A 16,677-nucleotide genomic window follows, 5' to 3' on the forward strand; every position below is an offset into this window, starting at 1 on the left:
CCACGATCGAAGGGCCGGTCGGCGCAACTTCGCGCTGACCGGCCCTTCGGCGGCTTCCGCTGCTGAACCATGGCGTGCTATCCCGCGTTGAGCCGATTGCGAAACCAGTGAGGTCAGCAATCAGGCCCGACCGGTTGGCCGCAGCGCAGCGGAGGTGATCGCATGGTGGTCCCCGACCCCGCAAGGGTGCTGCTGGTCGACGCCTCTCAGCTGATCACCGAGGGCCTGCGCGTCTGCTTGCAGCGCACCCAGCGCTTTCGGGTGGTGGGTGTGGCGCACACCTCGTCCGAGGCGCTGCGCTGTCTGCGGGGCCTGCTCGTCGACCTCGTCGTGACGGATCTGGCGGTGCCGGGTGCGGGCGCGCTGCGTACGGTCCGCGATGCGCGGGCGCAGCGCCCGTCGGCGGTCACGATGGTGGTCAGCGACATGGACAGCCCCGAGTGGGCCAAGGCGGCGCTGAACCAGGGCGCCGCCGGCTACATGCTCAAGACGACGCCGATGCGGGAACTGCTGGCGGTGTTCAACGAGGTCCTCGGTGGCGCCACCCACGTGCTCGACCCGCGCCTGGGCGGCCAGGTGCAGCTGTCCGCCGACCTGCCGCCGCACGCCGTGCTGCCCCAGCTGTCGGCCCGTGAGTTCGACGTGCTGGCCGAGATGATCAAAGGCCTGGACAACCAGACCATCGCCCATCACCTGTTCATCAGCACGGACACGGTGAAAACCCACGTGAAGGCGATTCTGCGCAAACTGGGCGCAAAGGACCGCGCCCAGGTGGTGGCAATGGTCCTGAGTGGACGCGTGCCCAGGTAGCCGCCGCGCGGGTGATTGAGTCCCGCGCGGCCGATAGTGACCAGAGCGGTCAGCGCTGTGCGAATTCTGGGGCGTGCTCGGGGCGGAAGCCGATCGCGATCAGATAGCCGGGAATCAGAGTCAGCTTCGGGAACCGCTGGGCCAGCCGTAGCGCGAGCGGGGTCCGCTGGTTGAGGTCGAGCTTGCCGCTCAGGGCGGGGGCGACGGCGTTGGCGTGCATGAGCCGCTGCAAGCCCTGGGTGACGCTGGTGGCGGGCCCACGACGGCGCTGCACCTTGGCCAGGTCCTCAGTCGTGACGGTTCCTCGGCGCAGCGGCGCGGCCAGGATCCGGGCCGCGGCAACGGCATCCTGCACGGCCAGGTTGATGCCGACGCCGCCGACCGGCGACATGGCGTGCGCGGCGTCGCCGATGCACAGCAGGCCGTCGCTGTACCACTTGGTCAGCCGGTCCAGTTTGACGTCCAGCAGCTTGGCCTCGTCCAGCGACTCGATGGTGTCGACCCGGTCGGCCAGCCACGGCGCGATATCGACCAGGCTGTCCCGGAACGACTGGAGACCGGCCTCCCGCCAGCGTGCGTCCGAGCCCTTCTCGATCAGGAAGGCGAGCTGGAAGTAGTCGCCGCGGTCGAGGTAGACCAGCATGCGCTTGCGGCCGATGACGCCGCCGGCGCCGCTGGGGTCGCCCTCGTGCCGCGGCACCCGCAGCCACCAGCAGTCCATCGGCACCCGCCAGCTGTGGATGCCCAGCCCCAGGGCGCTGCGCAGGATCGAGCGGCGGCCGTCGCAGGCGACGGTGAGGTCGGCGGCGATCTCACCGGTCTCGCCGTCCCGGGTGCGGTAGGTGATCCCGGTGACGCGGCCGTCCCTCATGGTCAGGCCGGTCGCCTCGGTGTTCATCCGCAGGTGGAAGGTGGGCTCCTGGGCCGCGGCGTCGGCCAGCATGTCGAGGAAGTCCCACTGCGGCACCATCGCGATGTGCTTGTGCGGGCCGGGAAGCGCGGTCAGGTCCACCGCGACGTTGTCCCGCGGCCCCAGCGGCAGGGCCATCTTCGTGAGCAGTTGGTGCGGCACCTTGGCGAACTTCTCGGCCAGGCCCAGTTCGTCCAGCAGTCGCAGCGTCGAGGCGTGCACGGTGTCGCCGCGGAAGTCCCGCAGGAAGTCGCCGTGCTTCTCCAGCACCGTCACGTCCACTCCGGCCCGGGCCAACAGCAGGCCCAGCATCATGCCGGCCGGTCCGCCACCCACCACGCAGCAGGTCGTGCGTTCCATCGCCATCCCTCTTTTCAACACTTGTTGAATAGCTGAAGAGTGCTCCTGGTGGCCGGTCCCGTCAACCCGGTTCACCCGAAGAGGCAGACGTGACGCCTCGCACGCCCGTCCGGTCGCACCCCGTCACCGATGTGCCACGAGTCGGACAAACCCGTTGCCGGGCCAAAGGAAACGAGCCGTGCCGCACGCGCAGCGGAATCGGAAGACGGCGGAGAGTGACCGCCAACAAGGGGCAGCTTCACCTTGTTAGCCGAATCGCGGACAAGGGATCCACACCTAGCCTCTCCTGGTGACGCCAGTTCTCTCCGCATTCACCACCCGCGCCGCCGTCGAAATCCGTGCCGTTTGCCTGGACATCGACGACACGCTGATTGACTACGATGGATCGGCGAGAACCGCGTTGACCGCCCTTGTCGGACACGACGAGGCGTGGCCCGCCTGGCAGCGCACCACCGACGAGCACGTCGCCCGGGCCATCTCCGGCGAGTTCGACTACGACACCATGCGCTGGGAGCGCACCAAGGCCTTCTTCGCCGTGCTCGGCGAACACCTCGACGACGCCGAGGTGCGCCGCCGCGAAGACAGCCGGCTCGCCGTCATGGAACGGTCCTGGCGGGTGTTCGACGACACCCTGCCGCTGCTCGACTGGCTCCGCGAAAGCGGCATCAAGATCGCCGCCGTGACCAACGCCTCCGGTCCCCGGCAACGCGCCAAGATCGCCGCCGTCGGCCTGTCCGAATTCTTCGACCGGGTCGTCATCGCAGGTGAACTGGGTGTCGCCAAACCCGACCCGGTGATATTCCACACGGCCTGCCTCGACCTCGACGTGCTGCCCACCGAGACCGTTCACGTCGGCGACCGGCTCGACCTCGACGCCATCGGCGCCCGCGACGCCGGCATGCACGGCGTCTGGCTCAACCGCGACGGCCTCAGCGACGAGACGGCGCCCGACGGCGTGTGGACCATCAACAGCCTCGCCGACCTGCCCGAGCTGCTCGTCTGCGAGCTCGCCGACGGCCTCTGACCTGCGCGATCAGCACCCCGGTGGGGGCGATTTCACGATCAGGCCAACCATGGTCTAGTATTCATTCCGGCAGGGCGGACAGCGGCCGGGAACACCAAAGCTGATCCAGAATGCCAATGGGGTATGGTGTAATTGGCAGCACGACTGATTCTGGTTCAGTTAGTCTAGGTTCGAGTCCTGGTACCCCAGCGCGAGGCACCCAAAGCGATGTGCTAGGGTACCTCCAAGCAAGAAAACGAAGTCCTGGCCCCGTCGTCTAGCGGCCTAGGACGCCGCCCTCTCAAGGCGGTAGCGCGGGTTCGAATCCCGTCGGGGCTACAAGATCGGGAGATCCCTGTGTGGCGAGGCCACACAGGGATCTTTTCGCATTGTCCTCTGGGGCTCTCGCCCCAGACCCCAAGCCAGGAGGGGCTTCGCCCCCCTGGACCCCCCTTCGGGCTCGGCTCGCTGCGCTCGCCATCGCCGCTCGGTCAGGCTTCGCTTCGCTCGCCCTGCGGTGGGTGCGTGGGGTGGGAGAGCTGACCATCGGCGAGTCGCGCTTTGGGCACGGCGAGTTCCGCTTTGGGGCATGGCGAGTCCCGTTCTCGGGCAGCTGAGATTCCAGTTCGGGGTCAGCTGGGTATTCGAGCATCACTCAAAGGGATGCGCGGCGGCTCCCCTTGAGCGTCGGGAGGCGCGTGGGGTCAGAGGCGGTTTTGGAGGGCTTCGGCGGCGGCTAGGAGGTCTGCCGCCCAGCGACCGCCAGGGCGGCGGCCTATGCGGTCCACGGGGCCGGAGACAGAGACGGCGGCGATGACTGTGCCGGAGGAGTCGCGAACGGGGGCGGAGACGGAAGCGACGCCGGGTTCGCGTTCGCCGACCGATTGGGCCCAGCCGCGGCGACGGACTTCCAGGAGGGTGCGTTCGCCGAAGAGGGCGTCGGTCAGGAGGGCGCGTTGGGTGGGGGAATCTGCCCAAGCCGCGAGAACTTTTGCACCGCTGCCGGCGGTCATGGGGAGGCGGGCGCCGACGGGGACGGTGTCGCGGAGGCCACTCGGGGGCTCGGCGGCGGCGACGCAGATGCGTTGCATGCCGTCGCGGCGATAGAGCTGGACGCTTTCGCCGGTGATGTCGCGCAGGCGCGGCAGGACTGAGGAAGCGGCGTCCAGAAGAGGGTCGGTGGCGCCGCCGGCCAACTCGGCCAGGGCGGCGCCGGGGCGCCAGCGGCCGTCGGAACCGCGGCGCAGCAAGCGATGCACCTCCAGGCCTACGGCGAGGCGGTGCGCGGTGGCGCGCGGAAGGCCAGTCCGATTGCACAACTCGGCCAAGCCGCAAGGGTCCTTGGCCACGGCGCTGAGCACCGCCACCGCCTTGTCCAGAACGCCGATCCCGCTATGCTGTCCCACGTCGCGATATTAGCTTCCCGACATGTGGGAAGTCCAGTCGCTCAGCATGTGAGAACCCCGATCTGACACCGACATCCCCGAAGGGGGAGGAGACCATGGGCCGCACGCTCGCGGAGAAAGTCTGGGACGCGCACCTGGTGCGCAAGGGCGACGGAGCCGAACCAGACCTCATCTACATCGACCTGCACCTGGTGCACGAAGTCACCAGCCCGCAGGCGTTCGACGGGCTGCGGCTCGCCGGCCGGCGGGTACGCCGGCCCGATCTGACGATCGCCACCGAGGACCACAACGTTCCTACGGTGGACATCGAACTTCCCATCGCCGACCCGGTGTCCCGCACCCAGGTGGAGACGCTTCGCCGCAACTGCGCGGAGTTCGGGGTGCGGCTGCACCCGATGGGTGACGCGGAACAGGGCATCGTGCACGTGGTGGGCCCGCAGCTGGGCCTGACCCAGCCGGGCATGACCGTGGTCTGCGGCGACAGCCACACCTCCACGCACGGCGCGTTCGGCTCGATCGCCTTCGGCATCGGCACCTCCGAGGTGGAGCACGTGCTCGCCACGCAGACGCTGCCGCTCAAGCCGTTCAAGACGATGGCGATCAACGTCAACGGCACGCTGCGGCCCGGCGTGACGGCCAAGGACGTGATCCTGGCGGTGATCGCGAAGATCGGCACCGGCGGCGGGCAGGGCTACATCCTGGAGTACCGCGGCGAGGCCATCGAGGCGATGTCCATGGAAGCCCGGATGACCGTCTGCAACATGTCGATCGAGGCGGGCGCCCGCGCCGGCATGATCGCGCCGGACGACACGACCTTCGACTACATCAAGGGCCGCCAGCACGCGCCGCGGGGCGCGGACTGGGACACCGCGGTCGAGTACTGGCGAACCCTGGGCACCGACGCGGACGCGGAGTTCGACGTCGAGGTGGACATCGACGCGGACACGCTGACCCCGTTCGTCACGTGGGGCACGAACCCGGGGCAGGGCCTGCCGCTCGGCGACCGCGTGCCCGACCCCGAGGACATCGGCGACGAGAACGCGAAGGTGGCGGCCGAGAAGGCGCTGGCGTACATGGGCCTGGAGCCGGGCACGCCGCTGCGTGAGATCCACGTGGACACCGTCTTCCTCGGCTCCTGCACCAATGGGCGCATCGAGGACCTCCGCGCGGCGGCGGCGGTTCTCAAGGGCCGCAAGGTCGCCTCGGACGTACGCATGCTGGTGGTGCCCGGTTCGATGCGGGTGCGCGCGCAGGCCGAGTCCGAGGGACTGGACCAGGTCTTCACCGCGGCCGGCGCCGAGTGGCGGTCCGCGGGCTGCTCCATGTGCCTTGGCATGAACCCCGATCAGCTCAAGCCGGGCGAGCGCAGCGCGTCCACCTCCAACCGCAACTTCGAGGGCCGCCAGGGCAAGGGCGGCCGCACCCATCTGGTGTCGCCGCTGGTCGCCGCGGCCACCGCGGTGCGCGGCACGCTGTCGTCGCCGGCCGACCTGGACTGAGAAAGCAGGGGAGTAGACCGATGGAACCCTTCACCAGCCACACCGGGGTCGGCGTCCCGCTGCGCCGGTCCAACGTGGACACCGACCAGATCATCCCCGCCGTCTATCTGAAGCGCGTCACCCGCACCGGCTTCGAGGACGGCCTGTTCGCGGCCTGGCGGGCCGACGAGAACTTCATCCTCAACCAGGAGCCCTTCCGCGGCGGCAGTGTTCTGGTCGCCGGCCCCGACTTCGGCACCGGCTCGTCCCGCGAGCACGCCGTCTGGGCGCTGATGGACTACGGCTTCCGGGTGGTGCTGTCGTCCCGGTTCGCCGACATCTTCCGGGGCAACTCCGGCAAGCAGGGCCTCGTGGCCGCGCAGTGTGAGCAGTCCGACATCGAACTGTTGTGGAAGCTGCTGGAGAACGAGCCCGGCACCGAGGTCACCGTCGACCTGACCGCGAAGACGGTCCGCGCCAAGGACTTCTCGGCCCCCTTCCAGATCGACGACTACACCCGTTGGCGTCTGCTGGAAGGGCTCGACGATATCGGCCTGACCTTGCGAAACGTCGACGCGATCGGGGAATTCGAGGGCGGCCGGCCAACTTGGCTGCCCACAACGAACCCCGTCGCGGCGGGCTGAACACGGGGCCGCCGGAAGGGTTTCCGGCGGCCCCATCCTCCCTCCCTCGCCGCTTCGAAAACCGGGCTTATGTCCCCCGGTGGGGCGGATCCAACGCGCCAGCAACAAAAAAATGGGCGTGGCGCGTGGAAATTCTTGGCGCGTTGGCTTACCGTGTGCGAGAAGTGGCCCAACTACAGGGCCGATAGTGTCCTGGGAGGGACTGAAGTGAACAAGGCCCAACTCATTGAGGCTCTGGCCGAGCGTCTCGGCGACAAGAAGGCCGCGAGCTCGGCCGTCGACGGCATCGTCGACATCGTCGTGCGCACCGTCCACAAGGGCGAGAAGGTCAACGTCACGGGCTTCGGTGTGTTCGAGAAGCGGGCCCGGGCCGCGCGCACCGCGCGCAACCCGCGCACCGGCGAGACCGTGAAGGTCAAGAAGACCAACGTTCCCGCTTTCCGCGCTGGCACGACGTTCAAGGACGTCATCAGCGGCGCCAAGAAGCTGCCGAAGGTCACTGCCGCCAAGCCGGCCGCCACCACGCGGGCCGCTGCCGCCAGCACCACCGCCGCTGCCGCCAAGCCGGCCACCACGCGCCGCACCGCTGCCGCCAAGACGACGGCGACCGCCGCCGCCAAGCCGGCCACCACGCGTCGCACGGCTGCCGCCAAGCCGGCCGCCGCCGCTGCCGCGAAGCCCGCCACCACGCGGAAGGCCGCGCCGAAGCGCACCACCGCTGCCGCCAAGACGGCCGCCGCGGCCGCGACCACGACCGCTGCCGCGAAGCCGGCCGCCGCCAAGGCCGCGCCGAAGAAGGCCACCCCGGCCGCCAAGAAGGCCGCGCCGAAGAAGGCCGCTGCCGCCAAGAAGTGACCCCGCGCGGCCGAGTCACCCGCTCGGCCGGGCGAGTTGCTGTGAGAACCACCGCGAACCCGGTGCCCGACCCGCGCGTACCGAGTTCGTGAACTCGCGAGTGAGCGAGGTCTGCGCTAGCGCGCAGACCTCGCTCGCGGCTTTTCTGGGGACACCCCAGACCCCGGGGCCTGTGCATCCAGCACGGGCCCCTGATCACGTTATGGGGGTTGAGGAGTAGGGAAAACCCAGCTGTGGCCAGGGGTTTGTGGGTCTCCAAGACCACAACCGGTGGGGTTTGCGGGTCTTGGAGACACCAACACCTGGGGTTTGTGGGTCTTGGAGACCCGCGAACCTGGTCAGCGGCCGGAGGGTTTCGGGAGCGGGCTGGGAAAGTAGTCGGCGGCGACCAGGCGCGGCTCCCGGTCGGCGGTCGGCGGCCGGAACGACAGCACCCAGAAGCTGCCCTTCTTGCTGGCGATCTCGGCCAGCCGCAGGCCGTTCATGTCGGCCAGCCGGGCGATGACGTCGGGAATGACGCCACCCTGGCTGCTCACCACCGGAGTGCCGCCAGCGGCCACGATGTCCAGCAGCCGGGCCACCCCGGCCGACGGGCTCACCCAGTAGCCCTCCTCGGACAGCAGCGGCTCGCTGCGGATCTCCATGCCCAGCCTGGCCACCGTGTCCACGCACCGCGTCCTGGGGGCCGCATGGACGCGATCAGCCCCGAACAGGGGCAGAATCCGGGCCACGCCGTCGGCCTGCCGCCGCCCGGCCGGGCTCAGCGGCCGCCGGTCGTCGTCGCCGTCCCACTCCTCGCGCTTGCCGGCCTTGGCGTGCCGGACCAGCAGCAACGTGCTCAAACGCGCTGGCAGGGCGGTGAATTCGGCCAGCACGACCTGGTCATGCCCATACGACAGCAGATCCCCGGCGGCATCGGGGGCCACCCATTTCAACCGGTCGACCTCGTCGTTGGCCGCGAAGTCGCCATCGACGTAACGCGCCGCGAAGTAGTGGACGACCTTCGCCTTGCCGTCCACGCGGTATTCGGCCGATGGCAAGCGGCGGCCCAACACGATCGAGAAGCCGGTCTCCTCCAGCACTTCCCGAACCGCGGCCGCCGGCTCCGTTTCGTCAGCGTCCAATTTTCCCTTGGGCAGTGACCAATCGTCATATCGTGGTCGATGCACCACGGCGACTTCGATCTGCCCGGTCACACTGGAGGGACGCCAGACAACGGCGCCGGCGGCTGCGATAGTCACACCTGCTGTTCCTTCGCGCTGTGCAGTTTCATCAGTTCCACCTGGTGATCGCGAACCCGGGAACCGTCCGCCGGGGACGGATCCCAGTTGCCACTGGCCTGCAGCACCCAGCAGCGAGTGGCCGGATCCATCGTCGAATCCAGCACACTGTCCAACTGGGCGACCAGTTTCGGGTCGGTCACCTTCACCAGCACCTCGACCCGGCGGTCCAGATTGCGGTGCATCATGTCGGCGCTGCCGATCCACAGTTCGTCCGAACCGGCGAACCGGAACAGCCGCGAGTGCTCCAGGAAACGTCCCAGGATCGACCGCACGGTGATGTTCTCCGACAGGCCCGGCACACCCGGCTTGAGCGCGCAGATGCCGCGCACCACGACCTCGACCGGCACGCCGGCCTGCGAGGCGCGGTACAGGGCGTCGATGACCTGTTCGTCCACGAGCGAGTTCACCTTGATGCGGATGCCCGACCGGCGACCGGCCCGCGCGTGCTCGATCTCCTGCTCGATCCGCCGCACGATGCCCCGCCGCACGCCGTAGGGCGCGACCATCAGGCTGCGGTAGTTGTCCTGCCGGGCATAGCCGGTCAGCACGTTGAACAGATCGGTGAGGTCGGCGCCGATCGTCGGCTCCGCGGTTAGGATGCCGACGTCCTCGTACAGCCGCGCGGTCTTCGGGTTGTAGTTGCCGGTGCCGATGTGGCAGTAGCGCTTGATGGACGAGCCCTCCTGGCGGATCACCAGCGCCGTCTTGCAGTGCGTCTTGAGGCCCACCAGGCCGTAGACCACGTGCACGCCGGCCTTCTCCAGCGCCCGGGCCCACTTGATGTTGGCCTCCTCGTCGAACCGCGCCTTGAGTTCGACCAGCGCCACCACCTGCTTGCCGGCCTCGGCCGCGTCCATCAGCGCGTCCACGATCGGCGAGTCACCCGAGGTGCGGTACAGGGTCTGCTTGATGGCCAGCACGTTCGGGTCGGCCGCGGCCTGCTCGATGAACCGCTGCACGCTGGTGGAGAAGGAGTCGTACGGGTGGTGCACCAGCACGTCCCCGTCCCGCAGCGTGGCGAACACGCTGCGCGGCGTCTCGCGGTCGGCGAACGCCGGATGGGTGGCCGGCACGAACGGCGGGTCCTTGAGCTCCTTGCGGTCCACGCCGTACACCTGCCACAGGCACGACAGGTCCAGTAAACCCGGCACCTCCACGACCTCGTCCGGCTCCACGTCCATCTCCCGCAGCAGCAGGCGAAGCACGTGGTCGGTCATGTCGTCGCCGACCTCCAGGCGCACCGGCGGGCCGAACCGGCGGCGGGCCAGTTCCCGTTCCAGGGCCTTGAGCAGGTCCTCGTCCTGGTCCTCCTCGACCTCCAGGTCGGCGTTGCGGGTGATGCGGAAGACGTGGCACTCGATGATGTCCATGCCGGCGAACAGCTCGCCCAGGTGCGCGGCGATCAGCTCCTCCAGCGGCAGGAAGGTGGCGGTGCCGCTGCGGCGGTCGGCCTCGACCCGGATCAGCCGCGGCACGTTGTCCGGCACCTTCACGCGGGCGAACTGCTCCGGGCCGCCCTCGGGCGAGCGCACGGTGACGGCCAGGTTCAGCGACAGCCCAGAGATATAAGGAAAGGGGTGCGCCGGGTCCACCGCGAGCGGGGTCAGCACCGGGAAGACCTGCTCGCTGAAGTAGTTGGACAGCCGCAGCTGGTCGTTCTCCTCAAGGTCCTGCCAGGACACGATGCGCACACCGTGCTGCTCCAGCCCCGGGCGGATCTCGTTGAGGAACGCCTTGGCGTGCTGGTCGACCAGTTCCTGGGTGCGGGCGGCGATCCGGCTGAGCTGTTCGCTCGGTGTGAGACCGTCGGCGCTGCGCACGGTCAGGCCGGTCTCCTCGCGGCGCTTGAGGCCGGCGACCCGCACCATGTAGAACTCGTCCAGGTTCGACGCGAAGATGGCCAGGAACTTGGCCCGCTCCAGCAGCGGCTGCGAGGCGTCCTCGGCCAGCGCCAGCACGCGGGCGTTGAAGTCCAGCCACGACAGCTCCCGGTTGAAGTACCGGTCGTCGGGCAGGTCGGTCTCGATCTCCTTGGCCGTCACGGCCGGCGGCGTGCTGACCCGGTGCGCCGGGGCGTCGGTGCGCGGCAGCCGGGTGCGTTCAGCCGGCGGAACCGGCGTCACGACGGCGGTCTTGGCATCGACCAGCGGAACGGATTCCGCCTTGGTGGCGGCGGCACGGGTGCGCGGCGTCCGGGGCTTGGGTGCTGCCTTCGGCTTCGCGGCTGTCCTGGGAGCGGCGGTCTTGGGGGCGGCGGTCTTCGCGGCCGCGGTCCTGGACCGGCTCCGCGTGGGGTTCGCGGTCTCCGTCGCCGTGGTGGCCTCGGTCGCGTTGGCCGCGACGGGGGCCGCCTTGGTAGCGCGGCCGCGAGTGGTGCGGGTCGGCTTGGCGGCCGCCGGTTCCGTGCTCTTGGCGGCTACCGGCTTCGCGGCCGGCGTGGCCTTCGCGGCACGGGCACGGGTGGCGCGGGTCTTGGCCGCGGGTTCGGGTTCCGCCTTCGCTGTGCTGCGTCGCCGGCTGGGCGCCGGCGTCTCCGCCGCGGCCTTGGCGGTGGCCGCGGTGGTACGGGTGCTCGTCCGCCTGGGGGTCGCTCGTGGCTGCCGCGCCTTGGCGGTGGCGGGCTTGGTCTGCTCGGCCGTGGCCTCGTCGTTGGTTTCCGTACGCACGGTCGCCATTGTTCCCCAGAGCGGCCGAAAAGGCGCTGCTCGCGAGGAACGACACGGTGAACACCCAGAGCTACGACGGCGGCCGCATCTGCGTGATCACACCGTTCTGCCGGTGCAGCGTCACGCGCTGGCCGGGCCGCGGCGAGCGCCAGCCGCCGGCCGCGACCGCCGCCGCGGGCACGTCGACCAGCAGACCGTTGTCCTTGAGCACGGTCGCCGACCCGTCCGCGTGCGAGGTGTGCACGGTGGCCTGCTCCATGGCGGCCGAATCCATGTCGACCAGCCTAGCGCGGTCCACTGTGGATCACGCCGAGAGCCGGAACCGCTGCGCGGTGCGCGGCCCCAGACCGAGCCCGGCGGCGATCGAGAGGTCGGCCTCGGTGTCGACGTCGCAGCGCAGCGACGGCCAGTCGCCGATGAGCTCGACCGCCCCGGAGGCCCGGTGCGCCTGCGCCGACCCGACGCCGAAGCGCGGGTCCAGCGGCTCGCCGGGGGCGGAGATCAGCAGCGTGGTGCCGGTGCCCTGGCGGTCGGGCACGAAGGCCCGCTTGCCGTCCGCGGCCGCGATGGCGGCGGCCAGCTCCGCCGACCGCAGCGCCGGCAGATCCGCCTGCAGCGCCCCGACGTGCCGGCCCAGCATCGAGGCCCCGTGCCGGTACGCCTCGTTCAGGCCAGGCTCGGCCTCGGGCACGCACCGAATCCCCTCGGCCCGCAGCACCGCCGTCAGCATGGGGTCGGACGTGACGACCACCACGTCCCCGACGCCGTCCGCGCCGGCCGCGGCGGTGATGGTGTCCAGCGCCAGGGCCACCACCAGGTCCGCGTGCGCCCGCTGGTCGCCGATGCCGCCGTCGGCCGCCCCGACCAGCCGGGACTTGGCCCGCTCCAGCCGCTTCACCGGCACCACGAGGTCGAGGTAGCTCCGCACATCTCCATCATGCAGACTCGGCCCGACGAAAACGAACGGCGAGGGAGTGCGGATGCGCAAGGAGAAGGGCGGGCCATGGATCAGGCTGTGCGCCATCGTCCTCTATCCGACGGTGAAGCTGCTGGCGCGCCGGGTGAACAAGGGGCCGAAGCTGCCCCGGCACGGCGGCGCGCTGCTGGTGATGAACCACGTGTCGCATCTCGACCCGGTGTTCGACGCCATCCTCGTGCACAACAACGACCGGGTGCCGCGCTTCATGGCCAAGGCCTCGCTGTGGAAGGTCCCGGTGCTGGGCAAGGTCCTGGTCGGGGCCGGCCAGGTGCCGGTCTACCGCGGCGGTGACGCCCGGGAGACCCTGCGCGCGGCCAAGGAGAGCCTCGATGTCGCCAACGAGGCCCTGGAGCAGGGCAAGCTGCTGGTGATCTACCCGGAGGGCACGATCACCAAGGACCCGGACGGCTGGCCGATGGCCCCCCGCACCGGCGTGGCCCGGCTGGCGCTGGCCAACAACGTCCCGGTGATCCCGGCCGCCCGCTGGGGCACCCGCGACCTCTACGACGGGTACAGCAAGAAGTTCCGGCCGTTCCCGCGCAAGACCGTCACCTCGATCCTGGGCGAGCCGATCGACCTGTCGGCCTACCGGGACCAGCCGGTCACCGCGCAGGTGCTGCGCGAGGTGACCGACCTGTTGATGGAACGGGTCAAGGAGTTGGTGGCGCAGGCGCGCGGCGAGCAGGCGCCGGACGGCTTCTACCCCCCGGCCAAGGCCAAGCAGAACGGGGAGTGAGATGGAGCTGCAGCGCATCGCGGTGCTGGGGGCCGGGTCGTGGGGCACCACGTTCGCCAAGGTGCTGGCCGACGCGGGCCGCGACGTCGTGCTGTGGGCGCGCCGGCCGGAGGTGGCCGACGAGATCACCGGCCAGAAGCTGAACACCGGCTACCTGCCGGGCATCCGGCTGCCGGAGACGCTGCGCGCCACCGCCGATCCGCTGCTGGCGCTGGACGGCGCCGAGGCCGTGGTGCTCGCGGTGCCCAGCCAGACCCTGCGGGCGAACCTGGCCGCGTGGCGGGAGCTGCTGCCGGCCGGGGCTACGCTGGTCAGCCTGGCCAAGGGCATCGAACTGGGCTCCGGCAAGCGGATGAGCGAAGTGGTGGCCGAGGTCGCGCAGGTGCCGGCCGAGCAGGTGGCCGTGGTGTCGGGGCCGAACCTGGCCCGGGAGATCGCCGCGCAGCAGCCGACCGCGACCGTCATCGCGTGCACGGATCACGAGCGGGCGGTGGCGGTCCAGCGCGCGAGCGCCAACGGGTACTTCCGGCCGTACACCATCACCGACGTCGTCGGCTGCGAGCTCGGCGGCGCGTGCAAGAACGTGATCGCGCTGGCCTGCGGCATCGCCCACGGGCTGGGCTTCGGCGACAACACGATGGCGTCGCTGATCACGCGCGGGCTGGCGGAAACCGCTCGCCTGGGCGCGGCGCTCGGCGCGGATCCGCTGACGTTCGCGGGTCTGGCCGGCCTCGGCGACCTGGTCGCCACCTGTGCTTCGCCGCTGTCCCGCAACCGCAGCTTCGGCGAGCGGCTGGGCAAGGGGGAAACGCTGGCGCAGGCCCAGGAAGCCACGCACGGGCAGGTCGCCGAAGGCGTGAAGTCCTGTTCCTCCATCCAGGATCTGGGCGCGAAGCACGGGGTCGACATGCCGATCACCGACGGGGTGCGCCGGGTCTGCCACGACGGACTCGACCCGCGTCGCATGGCCGCGGAACTGCTGGGGCGGGCCCAGAAGGCGGAGCGGTGACGGAAGGTGGAAGGTTCATGACCGAATGGGGCGACGGAACCCGCTGCGTGCACTCGGGTTCGGACGGACCCGTTGCTGGGCAACCCTTCCTGGGCGGCCCGGTGCTCGCCGCCCCGTATCACCTCGGTGCGGACGACTTCTACGGCCGCGCCGGCAATCCGACCTGGCGGGCGCTGGAGTCGGCGATCGGCGCGCTGGACGGCGGTCTGTGCACGGTGTTCCCGTCGGGCATGGCGGCGATCACCACCATGCTGCGGACGCTGCTGTCGCCCGGTGATGTGCTCATCGTGCCATCGGATGGCTACTACCTGGTCCGCACCTTCCTTGCCGGGCTGGACGTTCGGGTGCGCGAGGTGCCGACCACCGGCCCGTGGACCGCGGACGTGGTGGCCGGGGCCCGGTTGGTGCTGCTGGAATCGCCGTCCAACCCGGGGCTGGACGTCTGCGACATCAAGGCGGTCGCCGAGCTGGCGCACGCCGCCGGCGCGCTGGTGGCCGTGGACAACACCACGGCGACGCCGCTGGGCCAGCGGCCGCTGGAACTCGGCGCGGACGTGTCGGTGGCCAGCGACACCAAGGCTCTGGCCGGGCACAGCGATGTCCTTTTCGGACACGTCACCGTGACGGATGAGGCGCTGTGGCAGGAGTTGCAGCGGCAGCGCACGGTCAGCGGCGCGATTCCCGGTCCGTTCGAGACGTGGATGGTGCACCGCGGGCTGGGCACGCTGGACGTCCGGCTGGCCCGGCAGGCCGAGAACGCCGAGGCTCTGGTGGCCAAGCTGCGTGGGCACGAGGGGGTGGCCACTGTGCGCTGGCCCGGGTCGCCCGACGATCCGTCCTACGCCATCGCGTCCCGGCAGATGCGCCGCTTCGGCGGCGTCTTCACGTTCGAGCTGGCCTCGGCCGAACTGGTGACGAGGTTCGTCGGGGCCAGTGCCCTGGTGTCGGCGGCGACCAGCTTCGGCGGCCTGCACAGCACCGCCGACCGGCGGGCCCAGTGGGGCGACCCGGTGTCCGAGGGGATGGTCCGGTTCTCGGCCGGTCTGGAGGATTCCCACGATCTGGTACAGGACGTGGTGGGTGCGCTTGACCGGGCGCTGGCGGTGCCGCTTCAATAGCGACCATGTTGCTGCGTGCCATGACCGAACGGCGGGGTCACATCGACCTCTGCCGGGTCTGTGGCGCGCTGTGTCTTCCTCGGTGACAGGTCCGCGCCGTCGTTCGCACCCACCAGGAAGACAAGTCCATCATGTTCGCCGTTCCGGAAAACACCGTGCTGTCGGCTGCCCGCACCGCGCCGCAGCAGCCCACCAAGATCCTGCGTGAGGTCGTCGCCGACCGCGCGAGCTGGGCACACCTGCTGCGGTACGACCCGATAGAGCGCTGGACCGCGCTGGTCCAGCGCACGCCCACCCACGAGGTGTGGCTGATGAGCTGGCTGCCCGGCCAGGGCGCGGAACTGCACGACCACGGCGGCGCCGAAGGCGCGTTCACCGTGGTGCACGGCGTGCTCACCGAGCTCGTCGGCCGGCCCGGACACGCCGGCCAGGCGCTGCACGTGCTGCGTGCCGGCTTGTCCCGGGTGTTCGGGCCGAACTACGTGCACCAGATGCGCAACGAGGGCGATGACCCCGCGGTGAGCATCCACGTGTTCGGCCCGACCCGGCAGCGGATGACGCCCTACCGCTTCGACCCGGTGGCGGGTCCGGTCACCGCTTGAGCACGTGCTCCGGCACGGGCGAGCGAGGGGTCTGATTCGGGCACGCCCCACTGGCTGCTCAGTGGCAGCACGCCGGCCCACGCGATGTTGGCCTCGATGTCGAAGTCCTCGTCGACCGGTCCCTTGTTGCGGATCACCGCTTGAGCACGTGCTCCGGCACGGGCAACGGGGAGTCCGACTCGGGCACGCCCCACTGGCTGCTCAGCGGCAGCACGCCGGCCCACGCGGTGTTGGCCTCGATGTCGAAGTCCTCGTCGACCGGTCCCTTGGCGCGGATCTTCACCGACGCCTCGGTGAGGTCCAGCGCGAGCACGACGGTGGCCGCCAGTTCCTTCTTGTTGGGCAGCCGCGCGTGGTCCCAGGATCCAGGCGCGAGGTGCTCGGTGACGGCCTGCAGCCCGCGCAGCTTCTCCTCGGGGTCGTCCACCCGGCGGGTGGTTCCGTGCACCACGGCGCTGCGGTAGTTCATCGAGTGGTGCATGACCGACCGCGCGTAGACGATGCCGTCCACAATGGTCACGGTGACGCACACCGGGCCGGCGGTCATGCTCCGTGTGCCGGTGGATCCGTGCAGGTAGAGGGTGTCGCCGTCGCGGCCGTAGCCGGTGGGCAGCACGACCGGCGCGCCGTCGAACAGCACGCCGAGGTGGCAGATCAGGCCGGAGTCGAGCACGTCGTCCAACGCCGCGCGATCCGTGGCGGCGCGTTCGCTGTGCCGGTTGACGACGGTTCGTGGTGTCGGTGACAGTGGAGTTCGGCTCACGTCCACCAGCATCGGCCGGCAAGTGGCATTATGGAAGTGCCACTACTTCCCGATT

The 16,677-nt window shown here is 70.2% G+C and carries 16 protein-coding genes and 2 tRNA genes; 11 read left to right on the plus strand and 7 right to left on the minus strand.

The genetic code is table 11. The features are described from left to right. The first annotated feature begins 162 nt into the window (after positions 1-162). Positions 163-810, plus strand: a complete 648-nt coding sequence (locus tag JJ691_RS45905) for a LuxR C-terminal-related transcriptional regulator (protein WP_211765665.1) — start codon at positions 163-165, stop codon at positions 808-810. Positions 811-859: 49 nt separating this feature from the next. On the opposite strand, the gene JJ691_RS45910 is transcribed toward JJ691_RS45905, so the two are convergent. Next, positions 860-2,080, minus strand: coding sequence for an FAD-dependent oxidoreductase (locus JJ691_RS45910; RefSeq protein ID WP_211765666.1), 1,221 nt, complete (start codon positions 2,078-2,080; stop codon positions 860-862). A 289-nt stretch (positions 2,081-2,369) separates the two neighbouring features. Here JJ691_RS45910 and JJ691_RS45915 point away from each other — a divergent pair, with 289 nt between their 5' ends. From JJ691_RS45915 to JJ691_RS45925, 3 genes are all read left to right on the plus strand, one after another. Beyond that, positions 2,370-3,104 (plus strand): HAD family hydrolase, encoded by a 735-nt coding sequence (locus JJ691_RS45915; protein WP_211765667.1) that lies wholly within the window; start codon positions 2,370-2,372, stop codon positions 3,102-3,104. A gap of 117 nt (positions 3,105-3,221) precedes the next feature. Next, positions 3,222-3,293: transfer RNA gene (locus JJ691_RS45920), tRNA-Gln, on the plus strand. Positions 3,294-3,349: 56 nt separating this feature from the next. Next, positions 3,350-3,422 (plus strand) — tRNA-Glu (locus JJ691_RS45925). 365 nt (positions 3,423-3,787) lie between these two features. Here JJ691_RS45925 and JJ691_RS45930 read toward each other — a convergent pair. After that, the gene (locus JJ691_RS45930; RefSeq protein WP_052395712.1) at positions 3,788-4,489 is read right to left on the minus strand and encodes an IclR family transcriptional regulator; all 702 of its coding nucleotides are present in this window, start codon (positions 4,487-4,489) and stop codon (positions 3,788-3,790) included. A gap of 95 nt (positions 4,490-4,584) precedes the next feature. On the opposite strand from JJ691_RS45930, the gene leuC reads away from it, so the two are divergent. The 3 genes from leuC to JJ691_RS45945 all read left to right on the plus strand — a co-directional run bounded on the left by leuC (position 4,585) and on the right by JJ691_RS45945 (position 7,466). Next, positions 4,585-5,988: a 3-isopropylmalate dehydratase large subunit gene (leuC, locus tag JJ691_RS45935; RefSeq protein ID WP_211765668.1), complete on the plus strand. Its 1,404-nt coding sequence runs from the start codon at positions 4,585-4,587 to the stop codon at positions 5,986-5,988. Positions 5,989-6,008: 20 nt separating this feature from the next. Continuing rightward, positions 6,009-6,611 (plus strand): 3-isopropylmalate dehydratase small subunit, encoded by a 603-nt coding sequence (gene leuD, locus JJ691_RS45940; RefSeq protein ID WP_211765669.1) that lies wholly within the window; start codon positions 6,009-6,011, stop codon positions 6,609-6,611. Between the two features lie 207 nt (positions 6,612-6,818). After that, positions 6,819-7,466 (plus strand): HU family DNA-binding protein, encoded by a 648-nt coding sequence (locus tag JJ691_RS45945; RefSeq protein WP_211765670.1) that lies wholly within the window; start codon positions 6,819-6,821, stop codon positions 7,464-7,466. A gap of 338 nt (positions 7,467-7,804) precedes the next feature. Here JJ691_RS45945 and JJ691_RS45950 read toward each other — a convergent pair whose 3' ends face one another. From JJ691_RS45950 to cofC, 4 genes are all read right to left on the minus strand, one after another. After that, positions 7,805-8,701, minus strand: coding sequence for an NUDIX hydrolase (locus tag JJ691_RS45950; protein WP_211772153.1), 897 nt, complete (start codon positions 8,699-8,701; stop codon positions 7,805-7,807). Between the two features lie 2 nt (positions 8,702-8,703). Continuing rightward, positions 8,704-10,839: an RNA degradosome polyphosphate kinase gene (locus JJ691_RS45955; protein WP_211772152.1), complete on the minus strand. Its 2,136-nt coding sequence runs from the start codon at positions 10,837-10,839 to the stop codon at positions 8,704-8,706. Between the two features lie 646 nt (positions 10,840-11,485). Then, positions 11,486-11,689 (minus strand): hypothetical protein, encoded by a 204-nt coding sequence (locus JJ691_RS45960; RefSeq protein ID WP_211765671.1) that lies wholly within the window; start codon positions 11,687-11,689, stop codon positions 11,486-11,488. Between the two features lie 30 nt (positions 11,690-11,719). Continuing rightward, positions 11,720-12,343, minus strand: a complete 624-nt coding sequence (gene cofC, locus JJ691_RS45965; RefSeq protein ID WP_249227457.1) for a 2-phospho-L-lactate guanylyltransferase — start codon at positions 12,341-12,343, stop codon at positions 11,720-11,722. Between the two features lie 52 nt (positions 12,344-12,395). Here cofC and JJ691_RS45970 point away from each other — a divergent pair, with 52 nt between their 5' ends. The 4 genes from JJ691_RS45970 (at position 12,396) to JJ691_RS45985 (ending at position 15,859) form a co-directional block, all read left to right on the plus strand. Next, the gene (locus JJ691_RS45970; RefSeq protein ID WP_211765673.1) at positions 12,396-13,130 is read left to right on the plus strand and encodes a lysophospholipid acyltransferase family protein; all 735 of its coding nucleotides are present in this window, start codon (positions 12,396-12,398) and stop codon (positions 13,128-13,130) included. Position 13,131: 1 nt separating this feature from the next. Next, a complete protein-coding gene (locus JJ691_RS45975; RefSeq protein WP_211765674.1) occupies positions 13,132-14,139 on the plus strand; it encodes an NAD(P)H-dependent glycerol-3-phosphate dehydrogenase in 1,008 nt (335 codons plus the stop codon). A 17-nt stretch (positions 14,140-14,156) separates the two neighbouring features. Beyond that, positions 14,157-15,257 (plus strand): cystathionine gamma-lyase, encoded by a 1,101-nt coding sequence (locus JJ691_RS45980; RefSeq protein WP_211765675.1) that lies wholly within the window; start codon positions 14,157-14,159, stop codon positions 15,255-15,257. A gap of 131 nt (positions 15,258-15,388) precedes the next feature. Beyond that, positions 15,389-15,859: a cysteine dioxygenase gene (locus JJ691_RS45985; protein WP_211765676.1), complete on the plus strand. Its 471-nt coding sequence runs from the start codon at positions 15,389-15,391 to the stop codon at positions 15,857-15,859. 133 nt (positions 15,860-15,992) lie between these two features. On the opposite strand, the gene JJ691_RS45990 is transcribed toward JJ691_RS45985, so the two are convergent. Next, a complete protein-coding gene (locus tag JJ691_RS45990) occupies positions 15,993-16,634 on the minus strand; it encodes a pyridoxamine 5'-phosphate oxidase family protein (protein WP_211765677.1) in 642 nt (213 codons plus the stop codon). Between the last annotated feature and the right edge of the window lie 43 nt (positions 16,635-16,677).

Origin of the sequence: Kutzneria sp. CA-103260, assembly GCF_018263855.1 — a bacterium.
Taxonomy (GTDB): domain Bacteria; phylum Actinomycetota; class Actinomycetes; order Mycobacteriales; family Pseudonocardiaceae; genus Kutzneria.

Coding starts and splice junctions, on each gene's coding strand:
- JJ691_RS45905 (WP_211765665.1), top strand. CDS start 163: ATGGTGGTCCCCGACCCCGCAAGGGTGCTGCTGGTCGACGCCTCTCAG.
- JJ691_RS45910 (WP_211765666.1), bottom strand. CDS start 2,080: ATGGAACGCACGACCTGCTGCGTGGTGGGTGGCGGACCGGCCGGCATG.
- leuC (WP_211765668.1), top strand. CDS start 4,585: ATGGGCCGCACGCTCGCGGAGAAAGTCTGGGACGCGCACCTGGTGCGC.
- leuD (WP_211765669.1), top strand. CDS start 6,009: ATGGAACCCTTCACCAGCCACACCGGGGTCGGCGTCCCGCTGCGCCGG.
- JJ691_RS45960 (WP_211765671.1), bottom strand. CDS start 11,689: ATGGATTCGGCCGCCATGGAGCAGGCCACCGTGCACACCTCGCACGCG.
- JJ691_RS45970 (WP_211765673.1), top strand. CDS start 12,396: ATGCGCAAGGAGAAGGGCGGGCCATGGATCAGGCTGTGCGCCATCGTC.
- JJ691_RS45975 (WP_211765674.1), top strand. CDS start 13,132: ATGGAGCTGCAGCGCATCGCGGTGCTGGGGGCCGGGTCGTGGGGCACC.
- JJ691_RS45980 (WP_211765675.1), top strand. CDS start 14,157: ATGACCGAATGGGGCGACGGAACCCGCTGCGTGCACTCGGGTTCGGAC.
- JJ691_RS45985 (WP_211765676.1), top strand. CDS start 15,389: ATGTTCGCCGTTCCGGAAAACACCGTGCTGTCGGCTGCCCGCACCGCG.
- JJ691_RS45990 (WP_211765677.1), bottom strand. CDS start 16,634: ATGCTGGTGGACGTGAGCCGAACTCCACTGTCACCGACACCACGAACC.